Raw genomic sequence first — 18,363 nt, 5'->3', positions numbered from 1 at the left:
TACGCAGGAAGCCACGTACGTGTGAAGCACCGATGAAGCCCGGCCACTCGGCGCCCCCAACGGAGCAAGCCCTCTTCCCCCATCACGCTCCGTGCGGGACGCTCGCAGATGGCGGTTGAGCAACGAGGAGGCATCAAGTGGTCGACGCAGACCGGACATTTGTCATTGTCGGTGGAGGACTGGCCGGCGCCAAGGCCGCCGAGACCCTGCGCGCCGAGGGGTTCAACGGCCGGGTGATCCTCATCGGCGACGAGCGGGAGCACCCGTACGAGCGGCCTCCGCTGTCCAAGGGGTTCCTCTCCGGCAAGGAGGAGCGCGACAGCGTCTTCGTCCACGAGCCCGCCTGGTACGCGCAGAACGACGTGGAGCTCCACCTCGGCCAGACCGTCACCGCCATCGACCGCGAGGCCAGGACCGTCCGCCTCGGCGACGGCACCCTCATCGGCTACGACAAGCTGCTGCTCGCCACCGGCTCCGAGCCCCGCCGCCTCGACATCCCCGGCACCGACCTCGTCGGCGTCCACCACCTGCGCCGCCTCGCCCACTCCGAGCGGCTGCGCAACATGCTCAAGGCCCTCGGCCGCGACAACGGCCACCTGGTGATCGCCGGGGCCGGCTGGATCGGCCTGGAGGTCGCCGCCGCCGCGCGCGGATACGGCGCGGAGGTCACCGTCGTCGAGCCCGAGCAGACCCCGCTGCACCAGGTCATCGGCCCCGAGCTGGGTCAGATCTTCACCGATCTGCACGCCGGGCACGGCGTCCGCTTCCACTTCGGCGCACGGCTCACCGAGATCACCGGCCAGGACGGCATGGTCCTCGCGGTCCGCACCGACGACGGCGAGGAGCACCCGGCGCACGACGTGCTCGCCGCGATCGGCGCCGCCCCGCGCACCGCGCTCGCCGAGAGCGCCGGGCTCGCCCTCGTCGACCGCAAGCACGGCGGCGGGATCGCGGTCGACGACTCGCTGCGCACCTCCGACCCGGACATCTTCGCCGCGGGCGACGTGGCCGCCACTCCCTTTCCCCTCTGGGGCACTCCGCTGCCCGACACCCGGCTGCGCGTGGAGCACTGGGCCAACGCCCTCAACGGCGGCCCGGCCGCCGCGCGCGCGATGCTGGGCCAGCAGGTCACCTACGACCGCGTGCCGTACTTCTTCTCCGACCAGTACGACCTGGGCCTGGAGTACTCGGGCTGGGCGCCCCCCGGCTCGTACGACCAGGTGCTGCTCAGGGGCGACGCGGGCAAGCGCGAGTTCATCGCCTTCTGGCTGAAGGAGCGGCGGGTGCTGGCGGGGATGAACGTGAATGTGTGGGACGTCACAGCGGCCATCCAGGGCCTGATCAGGGCCGGAACGAAGGGCGTCCAGGTGGACCCGGACCGGCTCGCGGACCCCTCGGTCCCCCTCGGAGACCTGTTGCCCGACCAGTCCTGACTGTCACCCCCGCCCCGTAGACTTCATCCGTGGCAGGCAGGATCAACGATGACGACGTGAAGGCGGTCCGGGACGCGGTCCCGATCGACGCCGTCGTGTCCGAGTACCTCCAGCTGCGCAACGCGGGCGGCGGCAACCTCAAGGGCCTGTGCCCGTTCCACGACGAGAAGTCACCGTCCTTCCAGGTCAGCCCCAGCAAGGGTCTCTTCCACTGCTTCGGCTGCCAGGAAGGCGGCGACACGATCGCCTTCATCCGGAAGATCGACCACCTGTCGTTCTCCGAGGCCGTCGAGCGCCTGGCCGCCACCGCCGGCATCACCCTGCGGTACGAGGAGGGCGGCTACAACCCGTCCCACCAGCGCGGAGAGCGCATCCGGCTGGTGGAGGCGCACAAGGCCGCCGCGCAGTTCTACATCGAGCAGCTGGGCACCAGCCCCGAGGCCGAGATCGGGCGCAAGTTCCTCGCCGAGCGCGGCTTCGACCAGGCAGCCGCCGCCCACTTCGGCGTCGGCTACAGCCCGGCGGGCTGGGACCACCTCACCCGCTTCCTGCGCGGCAAGGGCTTCAGCGACAAGGAGCTGACCCTCTCCGGCCTCTCCCAGGAGGGCCGCCGCGGCCCCATCGACCGCTTCCGCGGCCGGCTGATGTGGCCGATCCGCGACGTGTCCGGCGAAGTCGTCGGCTTCGGCGCCCGCAAGCTCCGCGACGACGACAACGGCCCCAAGTACCTCAACACCCCCGAGACCGCGATCTACAAGAAGTCGCAGGTCCTGTACGGGATCGACCTGGCCAAGAAGGACATCGCCAAGTCCAGCCGCGCGGTGGTCGTCGAGGGCTACACCGATGTGATGGCCTGTCACCTCGCCGGGGTCACCACCGCCATCGCCACCTGCGGCACCGCCTTCGGCGGCGACCACATCAAGATCCTGCGCCGCCTCCTGATGGACAACGGCAGCGCCCGCGTGATCTTCACCTTCGACGGCGACGCGGCGGGCCAGAAGGCCGCCCTGCGCGCCTTCGAGGACGACCAGAAGTTCGCCGCCGAGACCTACATCGCCATCGCGCCCGACGGCATGGACCCCTGCGACCTGCGCCTGGCCAAGGGCGACGAGGCCGTCGCGGACCTGGTCCAGCCCCGCACCCCGCTCTTCGAGTTCGCGATCCGCCAGATCGTGCAGCGGTACGACCTGGAGACCCCGGCGGGCCGCGCCGCCGCCCTCGACGAGGCCGCCCCGATCGTCGCCCGGATCAAGAACGTCGCCTCCCAGCACGAGGTGGCCGTCCAGCTCGCCGGCATCCTCGGCATCCTGGACACCCAGTTCGTGGTCAAGCGCGTGGGCCAGCTGGCCCGTTGGGCCCGCGACCGCGGCGGCAAGGGCCCGGCCCCCGAGCGCCGCCGCGCGTACGGGGAGGTGCAGCCACCGGCCGCCGCCCCCTCCGGCCCCGCCCTGAACCTGCGCAGCCCCGCCCACCGCACCGAGCGCGAGCTCCTCAAGCTCGCCCTCCAGCACCCGCACCTGGTCTCCCCGGCCTTCGACGCGTACGGCGTGGACGAGTTCACGGCCCCCCCGTACGCGGCGGTGCGCCAGTGCATCATGGACGCGGGCGGCGCCACGGACGCGCCCTCCGACTACCTCCCGGCGGTCATGGAGTCGGCCCCCAACGACACGGTCCGCGCGCTGGTGACCGAGCTCGCCGTGGAGGCCGTCCACGCGCGCGTGGTCGACGAGGCGTACGCGGGCGAGCAGCTGGTCGCCGTCCGCCGCCGCGCCGTCGACCGCCGCCTCCTCGACATCCAGGGCACCCTGGCCCGCCTCGGGCAGAACGGCGATCCGGAGCGACTGGCCGCCGTCCAGAACGAGTTGTGGGTCCTCCAGCAGTACGGCCAGGCGCTGCGCAACCGGGGCGCCGAAGCCCTCTGAGGTCTGGCCGGGGGCTCGCGGGGTACCCGTCCGGTGACAGCGCGGCCCCCACACCGCTGCCGCTCGGGTAATCGCCCCGTCACGGACCGGCTTCAAAAAGTCACCGCACGCCCCTCGTGGCGGAGATGTGTCTTACCCCACACTGGGGTGCGGTGCCTGAGTCCTCGGAGCGCGGCCGGCCCACCGAAGGTGGGTACCTCACCCCCGCGGATCCGCTCATCGTGTACGGGACGGACAGCGGCCCGGCCGCCCCCGTCCCGCTGCCGCACGCCCCCGATCCGGCAGCGATCACCCTGGAGGTCGCCCCCGTGCAGACCCAGACCCTGACCGACAACGACGTCGTGGCCACCGTGCCCCCGCAGACCCGGGCCGTGCTCCACCCCGAGGCCGAAGCGCCCCCCGTCGAGCTCGCCGACGACGTGGTGGACGTACCGGAGCCGCCCGAGCGGGTGCCGGGGCGGGCGGACACCGGCGGCCCGTCCTCCGACCTCTTCCGGCAGTACCTGCGGGAGATCGGCCGGATCCCGCTGCTCACCGCGGCCGAGGAGGTCGAGCTCGCCCGCCGGGTGGAGGCCGGCCTGTTCGCCGAGGAGAAGCTGAGCAACACCCCCGACCTGGACTCCCAACTCGCCGTGGATCTCGACAGGTTGGTGGTCATGGGCCGGATGGCCAAGCGCCGGCTGATCGAGGCGAACCTGCGGCTGGTCGTCTCCGTCGCCAAGCGGTACGTCGGGCGCGGGCTGACCATGCTCGACCTGGTCCAGGAGGGAAACCTCGGACTGATCCGCGCGGTCGAGAAGTTCGACTACGCGCGCGGCTACAAGTTCTCCACGTACGCGACGTGGTGGATCCGCCAGGCCATGTCCCGCGCGCTCGCCGATCAGGCCCGTACGATCCGCGTCCCCGTCCATGTGGTGGAGCTGATCAACCGGGTGGTCCGGGTGCAGCGCCGGATGCTCCAGGAGCGCGGCTACGAGCCGACGTCGGAGGAGGTGGCCGCGCACCTCGACCTGGCGCCCGAGCGTGTGAGCGAGGTGCTGCGGCTCGCCCAGGAGCCGGTCTCGCTGCACGCGCCCGTGGGCGAGGAGGACGACGTCGCGCTCGGCGACCTGATCGAGGACGGCGACGCGGCGTCCCCCGTGGAGTCCGCGGCCTTCTTACTGCTGCGCGAGCACCTGGAAGCGGTGCTGTCCACGCTGGGCGAGCGCGAGCGCAAGGTGGTCCAGCTGCGCTACGGGCTCGCGGACGGCCGTCCGCGCACGCTGGAGGAGATCGGCCGCATCTTCGGCGTCACCCGCGAAAGGATCCGCCAGATCGAATCCAAGACCCTCAACAAGCTGAGGGACCACGCGTTCGCGGACCAGCTGCGGGGCTACCTGGACTGAGCGGGCGGGGCCGTCGGCGGCCCCGCCCCGCTGTCAGTCGACCTCCGCCACCGCCTGCGCGAACTGCGCCGCGTACAGCCGCGCGTACGCGCCGTCCGCCGCCAGCAGCTCGTCATGCGTGCCCTGTTCGACGATGGCCCCGTTCTCCATCACGAGGATGACGTCGGCGTCGCGAATCGTGGACAGGCGGTGCGCGATGACGAAGGACGTGCGCCCGTGCGCCAGCCGCGCCATCGCCTTCTGGATCAGCACCTCCGTCCGCGTGTCCACCGAACTCGTGGCCTCGTCGAGCACCAGGATCACCGGGTCGGACAGGAACGCCCGGGCGATGGTGATCAGCTGCTTCTCGCCCGCGCTCACCCCCGTGCCCTCGTCGTCGATCACCGTGTCGTACCCGTCCGGCAGCGTCCGTACGAAACGGTCCGCGTGCGCCGCCCGCGCCGCCTCCTCGATCTCCTCGCGGGTGACCGGCCGCGCCGCCCCGTACGCGATGTTGTCCGCGATGGTGCCGCCGAACAGCCAGGTGTCCTGGAGCACCATGCCGATGCCCGAGCGCAGCTCCTCGCGCGACATCCGGGCCGCGTCCACCCCGTCCAGGGTGATCCGCCCGTCCGTCACCTCGTAGAACCGCATCAGGAGGTTGACCAGGGTGGTCTTGCCCGCGCCGGTCGGGCCGACGATCGCGACCGTCTGGCCCGGCTCGACCTTCAGCGACAGGTCGTCGATGAGCGGCTTCTCCGGGTCGTACCGGAACGCCACCTTCTCCAGCGTCACCGCACCGCGCCGCTCCACCGGCCGGTCGGCCGACTTCGCGTCCGGCTCCGGCGCCTGCTCGTCCGCGTCGAGCAGCTCGAAGATCCGCTCGGCGGAGGCGACCCCCGACTGCACCAGGTTCGCCATCGAGGCGACCTGGGTGAGCGGCATCGAGAACTGCCGCGAGTACTGGATGAACGCCTGCACATCGCCGATCGACAGCGCGCCGGAGGCGACCCGCAGCCCGCCGACGACCGCGACCAGCACATAGTTCAGGTTCGAGATGAACATCATCAGCGGCTGCATCACACCGCTGTTGAACTGCGCCCGGAACCCGGCCTCGTACAGCGCCTCGTTCTGCTCGTCGAACTGCCGCGCCGACTCCTCCTGGCGCCCGAAGACCTTCACCAGGGTGTGCCCGGTGTACATCTCCTCCACGTGCGCGTTGAGCCGTCCCGTGGTCTTCCACTGCTGCACGAACTGCGGCTGCGACCGCTTGCCGACCTTCGTCGCGACGAACACCGACAGCGGTACGGTCGCCAGCGCCACCAGGGCGAGCAGCGGTGAGATCCAGAACATCATCGCGAGCACGCCGACGATGGTGAGCAGAGAGTTGATGAGCTGGCCCATCGTCTGCTGCATCGTCTGCGAGATGTTGTCGATGTCGTTGGTCGCCCGGCTGAGCACCTCGCCGCGCTTGGCACGGTCGAAGTACGACAGCGGCAGCCGCGACAGCTTCGCCTGCACCTGCTCGCGCATCCGGAACACCGTGCGGTTGATCGCCCGGTTGGAGAGCCGGGTCGCCACCAGCATCAGCAGCCCCGCGCCCACGTACACCGCGAGCGCCCAGAGCAGCACCCCGCCGACCGAGCCGAAGTCGATGCCGTGGCCGGGGGTGAAGCCGACCCCGGAGAGCATGTCGGCGAGTCCGCCGTCGCCCTTCTCGCGCAGCCGGTCGAGGGCCTGCTCCTTGGTCGTCCCGGCCGGCATCTGCCGGCCGACGACCCCCGCGAAGACCAGGTCGGTCGCCTTGCCGAGGATCTTCGGCCCGACCACCGACAGCGCCACGCTGAGCACCGCGGCGACGAGCATCACATAGAGCGTGCCCTTCTCCGGGGCGAGCTGCCGCAGCAGCCGCTTCGAGGAGCCCTTGAAGTCCATCGAGCGTTTGCCGTCGCCCTGGCCCATCATCCGGGCCATGTTTCCGCTCATGCCGCCTCGGCCTCCGTCAGCTGGGAGAGCACGATCTCCCGGTACGTCTCGTTCTGAGCCATCAGCTCGTGGTGGCGGCCGGTGCCGACGACGCGGCCCTCGTCCAGGACGACGATCCGGTCGGCGTCGCGGATCGTGGAGACCCGCTGGGCGACGATGACGACGGTCGCCTCGCGCGTCTCGTGCAGCAGCGCCGCCCGCAGGGCCGCGTCCGTCGCGTAGTCGAGCGCCGAGAACGAGTCGTCGAAGAGGTAGATCTCCGGGCGCTGCACGAGCGTGCGCGCGATCGCGAGCCGCTGGCGCTGGCCGCCGGAGACATTGGTGCCGCCCTGCGCGATCGCCGCGTTCAGCCCGCCCTCCAGCTTGGAGACGAACTCCTTGGCCTGGGCGACCTCCAGCGCGTGCCAGAGCTCGTCGTCGGTGGCGTCGGGGTTGCCGTACCGCAGATTGGTCGCGACCGTCCCGGAGAACAGATACGGCTTCTGCGGCACCATCGAGACGGTCTTGGCGAGCAGTACGGGATCGATTCCGCGCACGTCCTCGCCGTCGACCAGGACCGTGCCGTCCGTCACGTCGAACAGCCGCGGTACGAGCCCGAGCAGCGTCGACTTGCCGCTGCCCGTCGACCCGATGATCGCGGTGGTCTCGCCGGGGCGGGCCACCAGGTCCACCCCCTTCAGGACGGACTCCTCGGCGCCCGGGTAGGTGAAGTCGGCGCCGCGGACCTCCAGATGGCCGCTGCGGCGCAGCTCGCGCACGGGGGCCTTCGGCGGGACCACGCTGGTGTCGGTGGAGAGGACCTCCTCGATGCGCTCGGCGCAGACCTCGGCGCGCGGCACCATCATGAACATGAACGTGGCCATCATCACGGCCATCACGATCTGCATCAGATACGTGAGGAACGCGGTGAGCTGGCCGATCTGCAGGGAGCCGCTGTCGATCCGGTGGGCGCCGAACCACACCACGGCCACCGAGGAGACGTTGACCACCGTCATGACGGTGGGGAACATCAGCGCCATCAGCCGGCCGGTGCCGAGCGAGACGTCCGTCAGCTCGGTGTTGGCGCCCCGGAAGCGGCCCTTCTCGTAGTCGTCCTTCACGAACGCCCTGATCACGCGGTTGCCGGTGATCTGCTCGCGCAGCACGCGGTTCACCGTGTCCAGGCGGGTCTGCATGGTGCGGAACAGCGGCCGCATCTTGCGCACGATCAGCGAGACACAGACGCCGAGCACCGGCACCACGGCGAGCAGCACCGCCGAGAGCGGCACGTCCTGGCCGAGCGCCATGATGATGCCGCCGAAGCACATGATGGGCGCGGACACCATCAGCGTGAACGACATCAGCGTCAGCATCTGGACCTGCTGTACGTCGTTGGTGGTCCGGGTGATCAGGGTCGGCGCCCCGAAGTGGCCCACCTCGCGCGCGGAGAACGACTGGACGCGGCCGAAGACGGCCGCGCGCATGTCCCGGCCCACGGCGGCCGCGGTGCGTGCGCCGAAGTAGACGGCGCCGACGTTGCAGACCACCTGGACCAGGCTGACGGCGATCATGATGCCGCCGAACTCCAGGATGTAGCCGGTGTCCCCGTTGACGACACCGTTGTCGATGATGTCGGCGTTCAGGGTCGGCAGATAGAGGGTCGCGCAGGTCTGGAGCAGCTGCAGCAGCACCAGGAGCGCGATCGGTTTCTTGTACGGAACCAGATGGGTCCGCAGGAGTCGTATGAGCACGTGGAGGCTCTCCGGGTCGGCAAGATCGAGGGGTTCGACCCCCCATCTTGCGACACTCCACCCCTGGAACCTCAAGCGATTAAGCCAAGGGCGAGTCAAAAGGATGAGTCAAGGGCGGACCTCCGGCGTAGTCAAGGGAACACGCCGAAGATCCCCCCGAACGGCTCATTTCGCCGCCTCCCGGGTGACCGGAAGCGCCGCCTCCGGCCGCCCCCGGTGACCGGAAGCGCCGCTTCCTGTCGCCCCGGTGACCGGAAGCGCCGCCTCAGGACCCCGTGTCGAACGCGCCCGGGTGGATCTCGTCGCGCGTCGCGATGTACTGCTGGCGCACCGCCTGCCCCACGGGCAGCTCCTCGCCCGGCTCGAAGACCTGCGCGGCCGCGCCCTGCCAGGCCGGCGGGGTGTGCGCGGCCAGCGTGCCCTGCGAGACGCCGAGCGCCCAGGCCGCCTGCCGGGCCGCGCCCAGCGCCGCGTACTCGGCGGGCTGCGGCACGACCACCTGGGTGCCCAGGATCGCGGGCGCCGCCGCCTGGACGGCGGGCAGTTCGGCCGCGGCGCCGAGCAGGAAGACCCGGCGCACCTCGACCCCACGACGCCGCAGCACGTCGAGCGCGTCCGCCAGTGAGCAGAGCATGCCCTCGAAGGCGGCCCTGGCCAGGTGCTCGGGCTTCATCGACTCGCGCCGCAGCCCCGCCAGCGTGCCGGCCGCGTGCGGCAGCCGGGGCGTGCGCTCGCCCTCCAGATACGGCAGCAGAACGAGCCCGGAGGCGCCCGGGGTCGACTTCAGGGCCAGGGAGGAGAGCTCCTCCAGGCTCTCGGTGCCGAGCATCTCCGCCGTGCCGCGCAGCGCCCGTACCGCGTTGCTCGTATGCACGACGGGCAGATGGCGGCCGGTGGCGTCGGCGAACGACGTAATCATCCCGGCCGGGTCGGCCAGCGCCTCGTGGTGCACGGCCATGACGGAACCCGAAGCCCCGAGCGAGACGACCGCGTCGCCGGGCCCGACGCCGAGGCCGAACGCGGCGGCCATCGTCTCGCCGGTGCCGGCCGAGATCAGCAGGCCCTCGGGGGTGGTGCCCGCCGCGTCGGAGGGGCCGAGCACCTCGGGGAGCGCGACGTGGTGGCCGAGCGCGAGCTCGACGAGGTCGGGGCGGTAGAAGCCGGTCGCGGCCGACCAGTAGCCGGTGCCGGAGGCGGCGCCCCGGTCGGTGGTGCGACGGGCCGGGCGGCCGAGCAGCTGCCACACCAGCCAGTCGTGCGCCTGGACGATCGCGGCGGTGCGCTGGGCGGCCTCCGGTTCGTTGCGGGCCAGCCAGCGCAGCTTCGCCACGGCCTGGCCTGCCTGCGGCACACAGCCGACGGCCTTGGCCCACGCCTCGCGCCCGCCGAGCGCGTCGGTGAGATCCGCCGCGGCGACCTGGGCGCGCTTGTCGTTGCCGGCCAGCGCCGCCCGTACGAGAGCGCCCTGGCCGTCCAGCGCGATCAGCGCGTGCTGCTGGGCGGCCACGCCGATGGCCTGCACGCCTTCGAGCAGGCCGCCCGCCGCGGCCTCGCCGAGCGAGAGCAGCCAGGCCTGCGGATCCACCTCGGTGGTCTTCGGGTCGACGGGATGCGGGGCGTACCCCTGCCGCAGGACGGCACCGGTGTCGGTGTCGCAGACGACGATGCGAGTGAAGGCGGAAGAGCTGTCCAGCCCGGCGACTATCCCCATGCGCACGATTCTGCATCACGCGGGGGGCCACCGGGGCCCGGCGTGGGTCACGGTCTTGCCCTGCGCCGCGCGCGGGGTGCCGTGCACCGCGCGCGGGCCGTGGGTCGGGGCCGTGGGGCAGGCGTTGCTGGTGCGCCGCGCGCGGGCCGTGGGGCAGGCGTTGCTGGTGCGCCGGGTGCCGGCCGTGGGTCAGGTGTTGCTGGTGCCCCAGTCGTCCTCGGCACCCTGCCCGCGCTCGCGCAGCGACCGCACCCGGGCGCCGATCGACCCCGGCCCCTTGTCCCCGACCTTCTCGGACACCTTCTCGCTCACCGCGTGGAACGCCTTGCCCGCGTACGCGCGGCCGTTCTGCGCGGCCGACTCGGCGGTGTTGCGGACGGCCGGGTTCTGCGAGACCTGCCGGGCGGACTTCTTCAGCTGCTCGTACCGCTCGCGTCCGGCTCGGGTCCCGAGCACGTACCCGACGACGAGTCCGACGGCGAACGTGAGCCGGTAGCGCATGGCGGTCACCCTTCTGTGGCGTCTGTCTGACGTCGCTGTGGCGTCGTGTGCTGCGCCTACCCGCGCAGCCCCGTGATCACCCGGGGCGGAACCGATTGGCGGAGCACCCCCCTGCTTGCGCTAATGTATGTGTCGCAGCGAGCGCACGCCGCCCGGGGACACCCGGGGTAGGTACGTTCGACGCAACGAGACATTCCCCTGTAGCTCAATTGGCAGAGCAGCCGGCTGTTAACCGGCAGGTTACTGGTTCGAGTCCAGTCGGGGGAGCTCGGTCTCCTGTAGCTCAATTGGCAGAGCAGCCGGCTGTTAACCGGCAGGTTACTGGTTCGAGTCCAGTCGGGAGAGCAGTGAAAAGGACCCCTTGAGGGTCCTTTTTCATGCCCGGTGGAACCGGGCGGGCCGCGACGGGGTCCTCATGGTCGTGCGTTGCCGACCATCCGAGGCAGGAGATCGTATGAGCGGCTATGCTGCGGCAGACGGCGCGCACAAATGTGCGCGACGCGCCGTTAGGGGCGGTAGCTCAGCCGGTTAGAGCAGCGGACTCATAATCCGTCGGCCGTGGGTTCGAGTCCCACCCGCCCCACCATGAGTCGTTCCTGCAGGAACGTTTCGCACAGGCGAGACCAGGATGCCCCCGGGGGCGTCGTACTCCACGTACGACACACCGGGGGCATCGTGGTATCCACCCGGTCGGAGTGACGGCTGGGCGGGCGGGGGCGGGGGCGGGGGCGGTGGCCGGGGCCGGGCGGGCTGGGAGGCGCGCCCTGTGGATGAGGCGGCGTGCGGGTGCGGTGGGCGGGGGCTCTCTTCCGGAGTCCGGGACTCTCGGAGTCCGGGACTCCCGGAGTTCCAGGCTTCCGGACTCCCGGTCTTCCGGGTCGCATTTTCGGACTTCCGGCTCGCATTCCGGGGTGTGAATTCCCGAGTACGGGAGGGGTGGGCTGGGAATGAATTTCCCGAGCATCCCCGTCCCGGCTGTCGGCTGTCAGCTGTCAGCTGTCAGCTGTCAGCTGTCAGCTGTTGGCTGTCGGTCACGATGAATTCTTCCGCATTCCGGTTCCGTCCCGGCGGCGGCGGGCCGTCCGGAGCCACGGCCCGGGGCGGGCGGGGCCGTGGCCGGAGCCCGTGGCCGGAGCCCGTGGCCGGAGCCCGTGGGCGGGGCCTGGGGGCCCTGGGTGGGCCCGTGGGGCGCGGGGCGGGGGTGCGGGGGCCCGGCCCCAGCGCCGGGGGCGTCGTCGTGCCGCGCCGCGCGGGGGCCGGGTGCGCGGCCGTGGCGCATTTCTTTCCTCGAATTGTCAAGGCCGGTGTTCAACCGCGGAGTTCCCGCGATTGAACGTCTGATCAGCCGCTCGGGCTTGTCCGGAGGTGATTCGTTCCGGGAGATTGACCGCATCACGAACCGCAAAGGGGAGGCACCAGGTGAGCACGGAAGAACCGCAGGGCGGCGAGGTCTACACGGCGGGCAGTGCCAACTTCGATCCGCTGTACGCGGGGAAGGTGCGGACGGAGGGCCTGGGCATGAAGTTCGACTTCGCGCCGTGGAACATCCCCGAGCCGCAGCCGGTCGTGGTGGCCCTGGAGGCGTCCGGCGCGTTCCGCGGGAAGGTACTGGACGCGGGGTGCGGCACCGGGCAGAACTCGCTGCACCTCAAGAGCCGCGGCCACCACGTCACCGGCCTGGACTTCTCGCCCTCCGCGATCGAGCAGGCGCAGGAGCGCGCGCGGGAGCGTGGGCTCGACATGACCTTCGCCGTGTCCGACGCGACCGCCTTCGACGGCGTGGAGGGCGGCTTCGAGACGGTCCTCGACTACGGGCTCTACCACGTCCTCACCGACGAGCAGCGGCGCAAGTACGCGGCCGCGCTGCACCGGGTGACCGCGCCGGGCGCCCGGTTGCACCTGTTCGCCTTCGCGGAGTCCGAGCTGGTCGGGCTGCCGCCGCAGCAGCTGCGGGTGAGCAAGGAGAGCTTCCGCGTCAACCTGGAGGGCACGGGTACGTGGCGGATTCTCGCGATCGAGGACAGCCTGTGCACGACGAACCACACGCGTGAGTACTTCGAGAAGCAGCGGGCCGAGACGGGGGGGACGCTGCCGTTCGACCCGGATGCCTTCGATGTCGACGCGAAGGGGCGGATCGTGTACCCGATGTCGTACGTGCACGCCGAGCGCGTCTGATCCTCCGGGGGAGGGGGTCTTCCGGGGGCTACGCCCCCCGGGCCCCCGGGCGGGGCCTGCGGCCCCTGCACCCCACTCCGGGCTTCGCCCCCGGTTCGTTTCGTCTGCGGGTCGGTGGGGGTTGGTCGCGCAGTTCCCCGCGCCCCTCAGGTGCCGCTGTGCGGCATCCCCCCGGGCCCCGCTTTGGGGCTTCGCCCCGGGTTCGTTTCGTCTGCGGGTCGGTGGGGCCTGGTCGCGCAGTTCCCCGCGCCCTTCAGGTGCCGCTGTGCGGCATCCCCCCGGGCCCCCGCAGGGGCGCCTCCAGGGGCGCGGGCTCAAGGCCGCAGTCGGAGCGCCCGCCGCCCCAACCCCCTCAGGGGCGCGGGGAATTGCGCGAGCAGCCACAGACGGGGCGCAGGCGGACAACGCGTACCCCAGTGGAACGGTTAGCATCCCCCGTGACCGCCGAAACCCACGCCCCGCCCAAAAGCAGCCGCATATTCGCCGACCTCACCCCCCTCCGCGCCTCCCCCCACTACCGCCGCCTGTGGTTCGGGAACACCATCTCCTGGGTGGGGCAGGGCATGACCTCCCTGGCGATTTCGCTTCAGGTGTACGACATCACCGGGTCCAGCTTCAGCGTGGGGCTCGTGGGGTTGTTCTCGCTCGTGCCGCTGATGGTGTTCGGGCTGTACGGCGGTGCCATCGCGGACACCGTGGACCGGCGCAGGCTCGGGCTGGCCAGCGCGTCCGGGTCCGCCGTGCTGTCGGCGGGGCTGGCCGCCGCCGCGATCGCCGGGTTCGCGCATGTGTGGTTCCTGTACGGGATCGTCGCGCTGCAGTCCGTCTGCGCCGCCCTCAACGGGCCCGCCCGGTCTTCCATGATCCCCCGGCTGCTGCCGCCCGAGCAGCTCCCCGCCGCCAACGCGCTGAACTCGATCACCATGACCTCGGGGACGCTGCTCGGCCCGATGCTGGGCGGGCTGATCGTCGGGTTCGCCGGGTACCAGTCGGCGTACCTCATCGACGCCGTCACCTTCGCCGCCTCCCTCTACGCGATGTGGCGGCTCCCCTCGATGCTGCCCGACCGGGACCGTACGACCGCCAAGCGGGCCTCCGTCCTCGACGGGTTCCGCTTTCTCGCCACCCGGCCCAACCTCCGTATGACGTTCTTCTCCGACTTCTGCGCCATGATCCTGGCGCACCCCCGCGCGCTGTTCCCGGCCGTCGCCGCGCTCTGGTACGGCGGTGACGCCCGCACCACCGGGCTCCTGGTCGCCGCGCCTGCGCTCGGGGCGCTGCTCGGCGGGGTGTTCTCGGGGTGGCTCAGCCGCATCCACCGGCACGGTCTGGCGATCCTGCTGGCCGTGGGCGCGTGGGGCGCCGCGATCGCCGTGTTCGGGCTGACCCGCAACCTCTGGCTCGGGCTGCTCTTCCTCGCCCTCGCCGGGTGCGCCGACACCGTGTCCATGGTGTTCCGCAACACCATGCTCCAGGTCGCCGCGCCGGACGAGATGCGCGGGCGGCTTCAGGGCGTCTTCATCGTGGTCGTCGCCGGTGGGCCCCGGCTCGGGGACTTCCTCGCGGGCACCACCGCCGACCTCGCCTCGCCCACGGTCGCCGTCACGGGCGGCGGCCTCGCGTGCGTGCTCGCCGTCACGCTGCTGGGCGTCACCCGCCGCCGGTTCGCGCGGTACGACTCCCGCGACCCCGAGGCGTAAGACGCTCGCGGGCGGGAGGCGGCCAAGTTACTTGCCGGCCAAGGCAGCTGCGCCCCTGCACCCCCTCAGGGGCGCGGGGCTGTGACATGTGCGGCTCCGCCGCGTGGGCGCGGCCGGCCACATCCGGCCCGCGGGCGAAAAGGGGCCTGGGGCGCAGCCCCGTGAGCGGGGTGCAGGGGCCGCAGGCCCCGCCAGGGGTCCGGGGGCGGACCCCCCCCCGGGAGAACCGCCTCACCTACCGCCACCCCCGGAGGGTCTAGGGAAGGGGCGGGGTGGGGGAGACCACCCCCCGGGCCAACCCCAGGCGTACGAGATCCTGTGGCCGCACCCCCAGCTGGTCCGCCGTCCCCCGCACCTCCCCGGCCCCCCGCTTCAGGATCGCCGTCGCCAGCTCCGGCGCGATCACGGAGAAGTAGCTGTCCGGGGTCAGCCAGGTGCGGCCGGGGGAGGCGAGCGCCAGGGCTCCGCCCGAGCCGCCCTCGCCGATCACCAGCGTGGTCACCGGCACCCCCACCCCCGCCACCGCGCCGAAGCACTCCGCGACCGCCGCGCCCTGGCCCGCCCGTTCCGCCGCCGCGTCGTTCGCCGCGCCCGGGGTGTCGACCAGGGTGAGGACGGGGACGCCGAGGCGGTCGGCGAGGCGGAGGAGGCGGGCGGCGGTGCGGTAGCCCGCCGGGCGCGTCGCGGTGCCGGCCTGGGCCGCGTACGCGACCGTACGCCCGGCCCGCTCCCCGAACCCGCACAGCATCCCCGCGTCCACACCCCCGCACCGGTCCCCGCTGAGGGGGAGGCGGAAGGTGAAGTACGCGTCCAGGTACGCCGACGCCAGGGGGCGGCACCGGGCGCGGGCCTGTTCCACCGCCTCCCACCCCGTCCCCGGCAGCCCCGTCCCGCCGAGCGCCGAGGGCACGTCGGCCGGGGTCACCGGGCCGCCCGGGGTCCCGCCGGACAGCAGCCCCAGCCACCTCCCCAGCACCCCGCGCAGCTGAGCCACCGGCACCACCGCGTCGACCGCCCCGGCCGCCAGCTGGCCCTCCGCCGAGTACGCCGCCGGATCCGCGTCGGCGGGCCGTACCCGCGAACCCGCGAAGCCCACCTGCGCCCCGGGCAGCGCCAGGACCACGTCCGCGCCCGCGCCGAGCGTGGCCCAGCCGCCGCCCGTCGTCGGGTCGCGCACCACCGCGATCTGCGGCAGCCCGGCCGACCGCAGCAGGGTGGACTGGCGGGCCACCCGCTGGAGTTGGGTGAGCGCGACCATGCCCTCCTGCATCCGGCTGCCGCCGGTCGAGATCAGCGAGACCAGCGGCAGCCGCCGCTCTCGCGCCGCCCGGTACGCCGCCTCCAGCCGGTCGCCCGTACGCTCGCCCAACGAGCCGCCCAGAAAGCCGAATTCGAAGGAGAGGAGGATGCAGGGGTGGCCCTCCACCTCCGCCTCGCCGTAGATCACCGACTCCTGCTCGCCCGTGCGTTGCCTCGCGCGCGCCCGTGCCGCCGCGTACCCCTCCCAGCCCAGCGGGCCCTCGGCCGCCGTCTCTCGTTCGGGGGCGTGCAGTTCGGTGAAGCCGGAGGCCGCCGCCTCGATCGCGGCCCGGGCCGTGAGCCGGTCAGCCATTGCCCAGCGCCCGCTTCATGATCTTGCCCATGTCGTTGCGCGGCAGCGTCTCCAGGAACCGGACCGTACGCGGCCGTTTGTGCGGGGAGAGTTGGGCGGCCACGTGAGCCGCCAACTCCTCGGCCGTGGGCGGCGCCTGCGGGTCCGCCGGGACCACCCACGCCACGATCCGCTCCCCGAGATCCGCGTCCGGCTCACCGGTGACGGCGGCCTCGCGCACCCCGGGGTGGTCGAGCAGCGCGTTCTCGATCTCGCCCGCCCCGATCTTGTACCCGCCGCTCTTGATCAGGTCCGTCGCCTTGCGGCCGACGATCCGCACATACCCGTCGGCGTCCAGGCTCGCCATGTCGCCGGTGCGGAACCAGCCGTCCTCGGTGAACGCGGCGGCCGTGGCGTCCGGCCGGTTGAGGTAGCCGCTGAACAGGTTCGGGCCGCGCACCTGGATCTCACCGATGCCGTCCGACTCGTCCGCGAGCCGCAGCTCCACGCCCGGCAGCGGCACCCCGACCGTGCCGGGCCGCGGCTCGCCGTCCACCCGTACGCTCGTGTTCATCAGCGTCTCGGTCATCCCGTACCGCTCGATCACCGCACGCCCGGTCGCCGCCGCGATCCGCCGGTGGTCGTGGACGGGCAGCGCCGCCGACCCCGAGACGAGCAGCCGCGCCCCGGCCAGCGCCTTCGCCAACTCCCGGTCGGTGTCGAGGACTTCGGCGATCCGGTGGTACATCGTCGGCACCCCGAAGAGCATCGTCGCGCCCGTCGACAGCTCGCGGGCCACGCCCTCCACCGAGAACCTGCCCAGGTGCCGGACCGAGCCGCCGCGCCGCAGCGGGCCGAGGATGCCGAGGATCAGGCCGTGGACGTGGAAGAGCGGCAGACCGTGGACGAGGACGTCGTCGGGCGTCCACGCCCAGACCTCCGCGAGCGCGTCGAGCGTGCCGGAGACCGCCCGACGGGGGAGGACGGCCCCCTTGGGCGGGCCGGTGGTGCCGGAGGTGTAGACGATGAGGGCGGGCGACTCGGCGTCGTGGGGCTCGGCGTCGTGGGGCTCGACGGGCAACGCTCCCGCGCCCGCCTCCGGGACCACGTCGATCCTGGTCAGCGCCTCCAGCGCGGGAGGCAGAACGTCCCCGGGGGCGGCGAGGACCGCCGTGGGCGCGCTGTCCGTCAGGATGTGCGCCAGCTCGCGCTCGCCCGTCTTCGGGTTCAGCGGTACGGCGGGCACGCCGGCCAGCAGCGCCGCGACCACCCCGACGGCCGTCTCCAGGCTCGGCGTCGCCCAGACGGCGACGCGGCCCGCCCCGGCGATCCGGGCCGCCAGGGCGCCCGCCGCCCCGGCGAGTCCGGCGTACGTGAGGGATCGCTCGCCGAACCGTAGGGCTTCCTTCCGGTCGGCGGTCCGCAGGGCGGGAAAGAGAGGGGACACGGAAAGAGCTCCTCGCAGTCGACGGCACCGGCCCTGAAGGGCCACCCGAAACCCTACGCGGCACCGTGATCAAGGCAGCGGCAGCGCCACCTTGACGGCGTACAGCGCGACCAGCCCGTAGCCGATCCGGAACGTCCACATCCGAGCCGTGCCGGAGATCCGCGTCCCGGCGAACCCGCTCGCCGCGACGAGCAGTTGCTGCCACACGAACGACGCGGCGAAGACGGCCGAGACGAACACGGCCCCGCTGCCGCCGCCGTGCAGGTCGCTGCCCTGGGCGGTGGTGAGGGCGGTGAAGTAGAGGGCGGTGGTGGGGTTGACGAGGGTGAGGGCGGCGAAGCGGACGAAGGTACGGGAGGCGGCGGCCGTTCCCGTTCCCGGTCCAGGCCCCGGTCCCGGCCCCGTTCCCGGTCCAGGCCCCGTTCCCGGCCCCGGTCCCGGCCCCGATCGCGGTCCCGTTCCCGGTCCCGGCCCTGGCCCCGGTCCGGCGTCGCCCGCCGGTGGTCGGCGTGATTCCCACAGCCCCCGCCCCGCGATCCCCACCAGTACGGCCGCCGCCACCAGCCGTACCCACGCCTCCACCCCCGACAGCGTGGACGCCACCCACGGGCCGAGCGTCGTCGCCGCCGCCGCGTACGCGCAGTCGACCACCGCCACCGCCGACGCCGCCGCGACCGCGCCGCGCCGGTCGCGCATGCCCTCCTGGACCAGCAGCACCCCGACCGCCCCCACGGGCATCGCCACGCCCAGGCCCGCCGCCGCCCCCGCCACCGCCGTCGTCCACATCTCGCTCATGGGGGCAC

At 72.5% G+C, this 18,363-nt stretch carries 12 protein-coding genes and 3 tRNA genes; 8 read left to right on the top strand and 7 right to left on the bottom strand.

Translation table 11 applies throughout. The features are described 5' to 3' along the window. Positions 1-137 precede the first annotated feature (137 nt). The 3 genes from AB0G17_RS09200 (at position 138) to AB0G17_RS09190 (ending at position 4,740) form a co-directional block, all read left to right on the top strand. Positions 138-1,433: an FAD-dependent oxidoreductase gene (locus tag AB0G17_RS09200; RefSeq protein ID WP_361377925.1), complete on the top strand. Its 1,296-nt coding sequence runs from the start codon at positions 138-140 to the stop codon at positions 1,431-1,433. Between the two features lie 29 nt (positions 1,434-1,462). Then, positions 1,463-3,355: a DNA primase gene (gene dnaG, locus AB0G17_RS09195; RefSeq protein ID WP_361377922.1), complete on the top strand. Its 1,893-nt coding sequence runs from the start codon at positions 1,463-1,465 to the stop codon at positions 3,353-3,355. 152 nt (positions 3,356-3,507) lie between these two features. After that, complete coding sequence (locus AB0G17_RS09190) at positions 3,508-4,740, top strand: RNA polymerase sigma factor (RefSeq protein ID WP_361377919.1); 1,233 nt, start codon at positions 3,508-3,510, stop codon at positions 4,738-4,740. A gap of 33 nt (positions 4,741-4,773) precedes the next feature. Here the strand turns inward: AB0G17_RS09190 and AB0G17_RS09185 are convergent, their stop codons facing one another. The 4 genes from AB0G17_RS09185 to AB0G17_RS09170 form a co-directional block, all read right to left on the bottom strand. Next, positions 4,774-6,705: an ABC transporter ATP-binding protein gene (locus AB0G17_RS09185; protein WP_361377916.1), complete on the bottom strand. Its 1,932-nt coding sequence runs from the start codon at positions 6,703-6,705 to the stop codon at positions 4,774-4,776. Then, a complete protein-coding gene (locus tag AB0G17_RS09180) occupies positions 6,702-8,435 on the bottom strand; it encodes an ABC transporter ATP-binding protein (RefSeq protein WP_361377913.1) in 1,734 nt (577 codons plus the stop codon). The genes AB0G17_RS09185 and AB0G17_RS09180 overlap by 4 nt, the downstream gene beginning before the upstream one ends. 265 nt (positions 8,436-8,700) lie before the next feature. Continuing rightward, positions 8,701-10,146: an FGGY family carbohydrate kinase gene (locus tag AB0G17_RS09175; protein ID WP_361377910.1), complete on the bottom strand. Its 1,446-nt coding sequence runs from the start codon at positions 10,144-10,146 to the stop codon at positions 8,701-8,703. Between the two features lie 189 nt (positions 10,147-10,335). After that, positions 10,336-10,647 (bottom strand): YtxH domain-containing protein, encoded by a 312-nt coding sequence (locus tag AB0G17_RS09170; RefSeq protein ID WP_361377907.1) that lies wholly within the window; start codon positions 10,645-10,647, stop codon positions 10,336-10,338. A gap of 194 nt (positions 10,648-10,841) precedes the next feature. Here AB0G17_RS09170 and AB0G17_RS09165 point away from each other — a divergent pair. From AB0G17_RS09165 to AB0G17_RS09145, 5 genes are all read left to right on the top strand, one after another. Next, positions 10,842-10,914 (top strand) — tRNA-Asn (locus AB0G17_RS09165). A gap of 5 nt (positions 10,915-10,919) precedes the next feature. Then, positions 10,920-10,992 (top strand) — tRNA-Asn (locus AB0G17_RS09160). 164 nt (positions 10,993-11,156) lie between these two features. Next, positions 11,157-11,233, top strand: a tRNA-Ile gene (locus tag AB0G17_RS09155). A gap of 833 nt (positions 11,234-12,066) precedes the next feature. Then, complete coding sequence (locus AB0G17_RS09150) at positions 12,067-12,822, top strand: class I SAM-dependent methyltransferase (RefSeq protein WP_361377904.1); 756 nt, start codon at positions 12,067-12,069, stop codon at positions 12,820-12,822. Between the two features lie 437 nt (positions 12,823-13,259). Beyond that, the gene (locus AB0G17_RS09145; RefSeq protein ID WP_361377901.1) at positions 13,260-14,522 is read left to right on the top strand and encodes an MFS transporter; all 1,263 of its coding nucleotides are present in this window, start codon (positions 13,260-13,262) and stop codon (positions 14,520-14,522) included. 256 nt (positions 14,523-14,778) lie between these two features. Here AB0G17_RS09145 and AB0G17_RS09140 read toward each other — a convergent pair whose 3' ends face one another. From AB0G17_RS09140 to AB0G17_RS09130, 3 genes are all read right to left on the bottom strand, one after another. Next, positions 14,779-16,134: a carboxyl transferase domain-containing protein gene (locus AB0G17_RS09140; protein WP_361377898.1), complete on the bottom strand. Its 1,356-nt coding sequence runs from the start codon at positions 16,132-16,134 to the stop codon at positions 14,779-14,781. Further along, positions 16,127-17,560, bottom strand: coding sequence for an acyl-CoA synthetase (locus AB0G17_RS09135; protein WP_361377895.1), 1,434 nt, complete (start codon positions 17,558-17,560; stop codon positions 16,127-16,129). Before AB0G17_RS09135 ends, AB0G17_RS09140 begins: the two co-directional genes overlap by 8 nt. 69 nt (positions 17,561-17,629) lie before the next feature. Beyond that, positions 17,630-18,355: a hypothetical protein gene (locus tag AB0G17_RS09130; protein WP_361377892.1), complete on the bottom strand. Its 726-nt coding sequence runs from the start codon at positions 18,353-18,355 to the stop codon at positions 17,630-17,632. Between the last annotated feature and the right edge of the window lie 8 nt (positions 18,356-18,363).

The organism is Streptomyces sp. NPDC023838, from assembly GCF_040639555.1.
GTDB lineage: Bacteria > Actinomycetota > Actinomycetes > Streptomycetales > Streptomycetaceae > Streptomyces.
The sequence above is the reverse complement of the archived record's forward strand: the minus strand, read 5'-3'. Positions and strand labels throughout refer to the sequence as shown.

Excerpts from the sequence above, each read along its gene's own strand:
- AB0G17_RS09185 (WP_361377916.1), bottom strand. The coding sequence starts at position 6,705 with ATGAGCGGAAACATGGCCCGGATGATGGGCCAGGGCGACGGCAAACGC.
- AB0G17_RS09175 (WP_361377910.1), bottom strand. The coding sequence starts at position 10,146 with ATGGGGATAGTCGCCGGGCTGGACAGCTCTTCCGCCTTCACTCGCATC.
- AB0G17_RS09170 (WP_361377907.1), bottom strand. The coding sequence starts at position 10,647 with ATGCGCTACCGGCTCACGTTCGCCGTCGGACTCGTCGTCGGGTACGTG.
- AB0G17_RS09140 (WP_361377898.1), bottom strand. The coding sequence starts at position 16,134 with ATGGCTGACCGGCTCACGGCCCGGGCCGCGATCGAGGCGGCGGCCTCC.
- AB0G17_RS09130 (WP_361377892.1), bottom strand. The coding sequence starts at position 18,355 with ATGAGCGAGATGTGGACGACGGCGGTGGCGGGGGCGGCGGCGGGCCTG.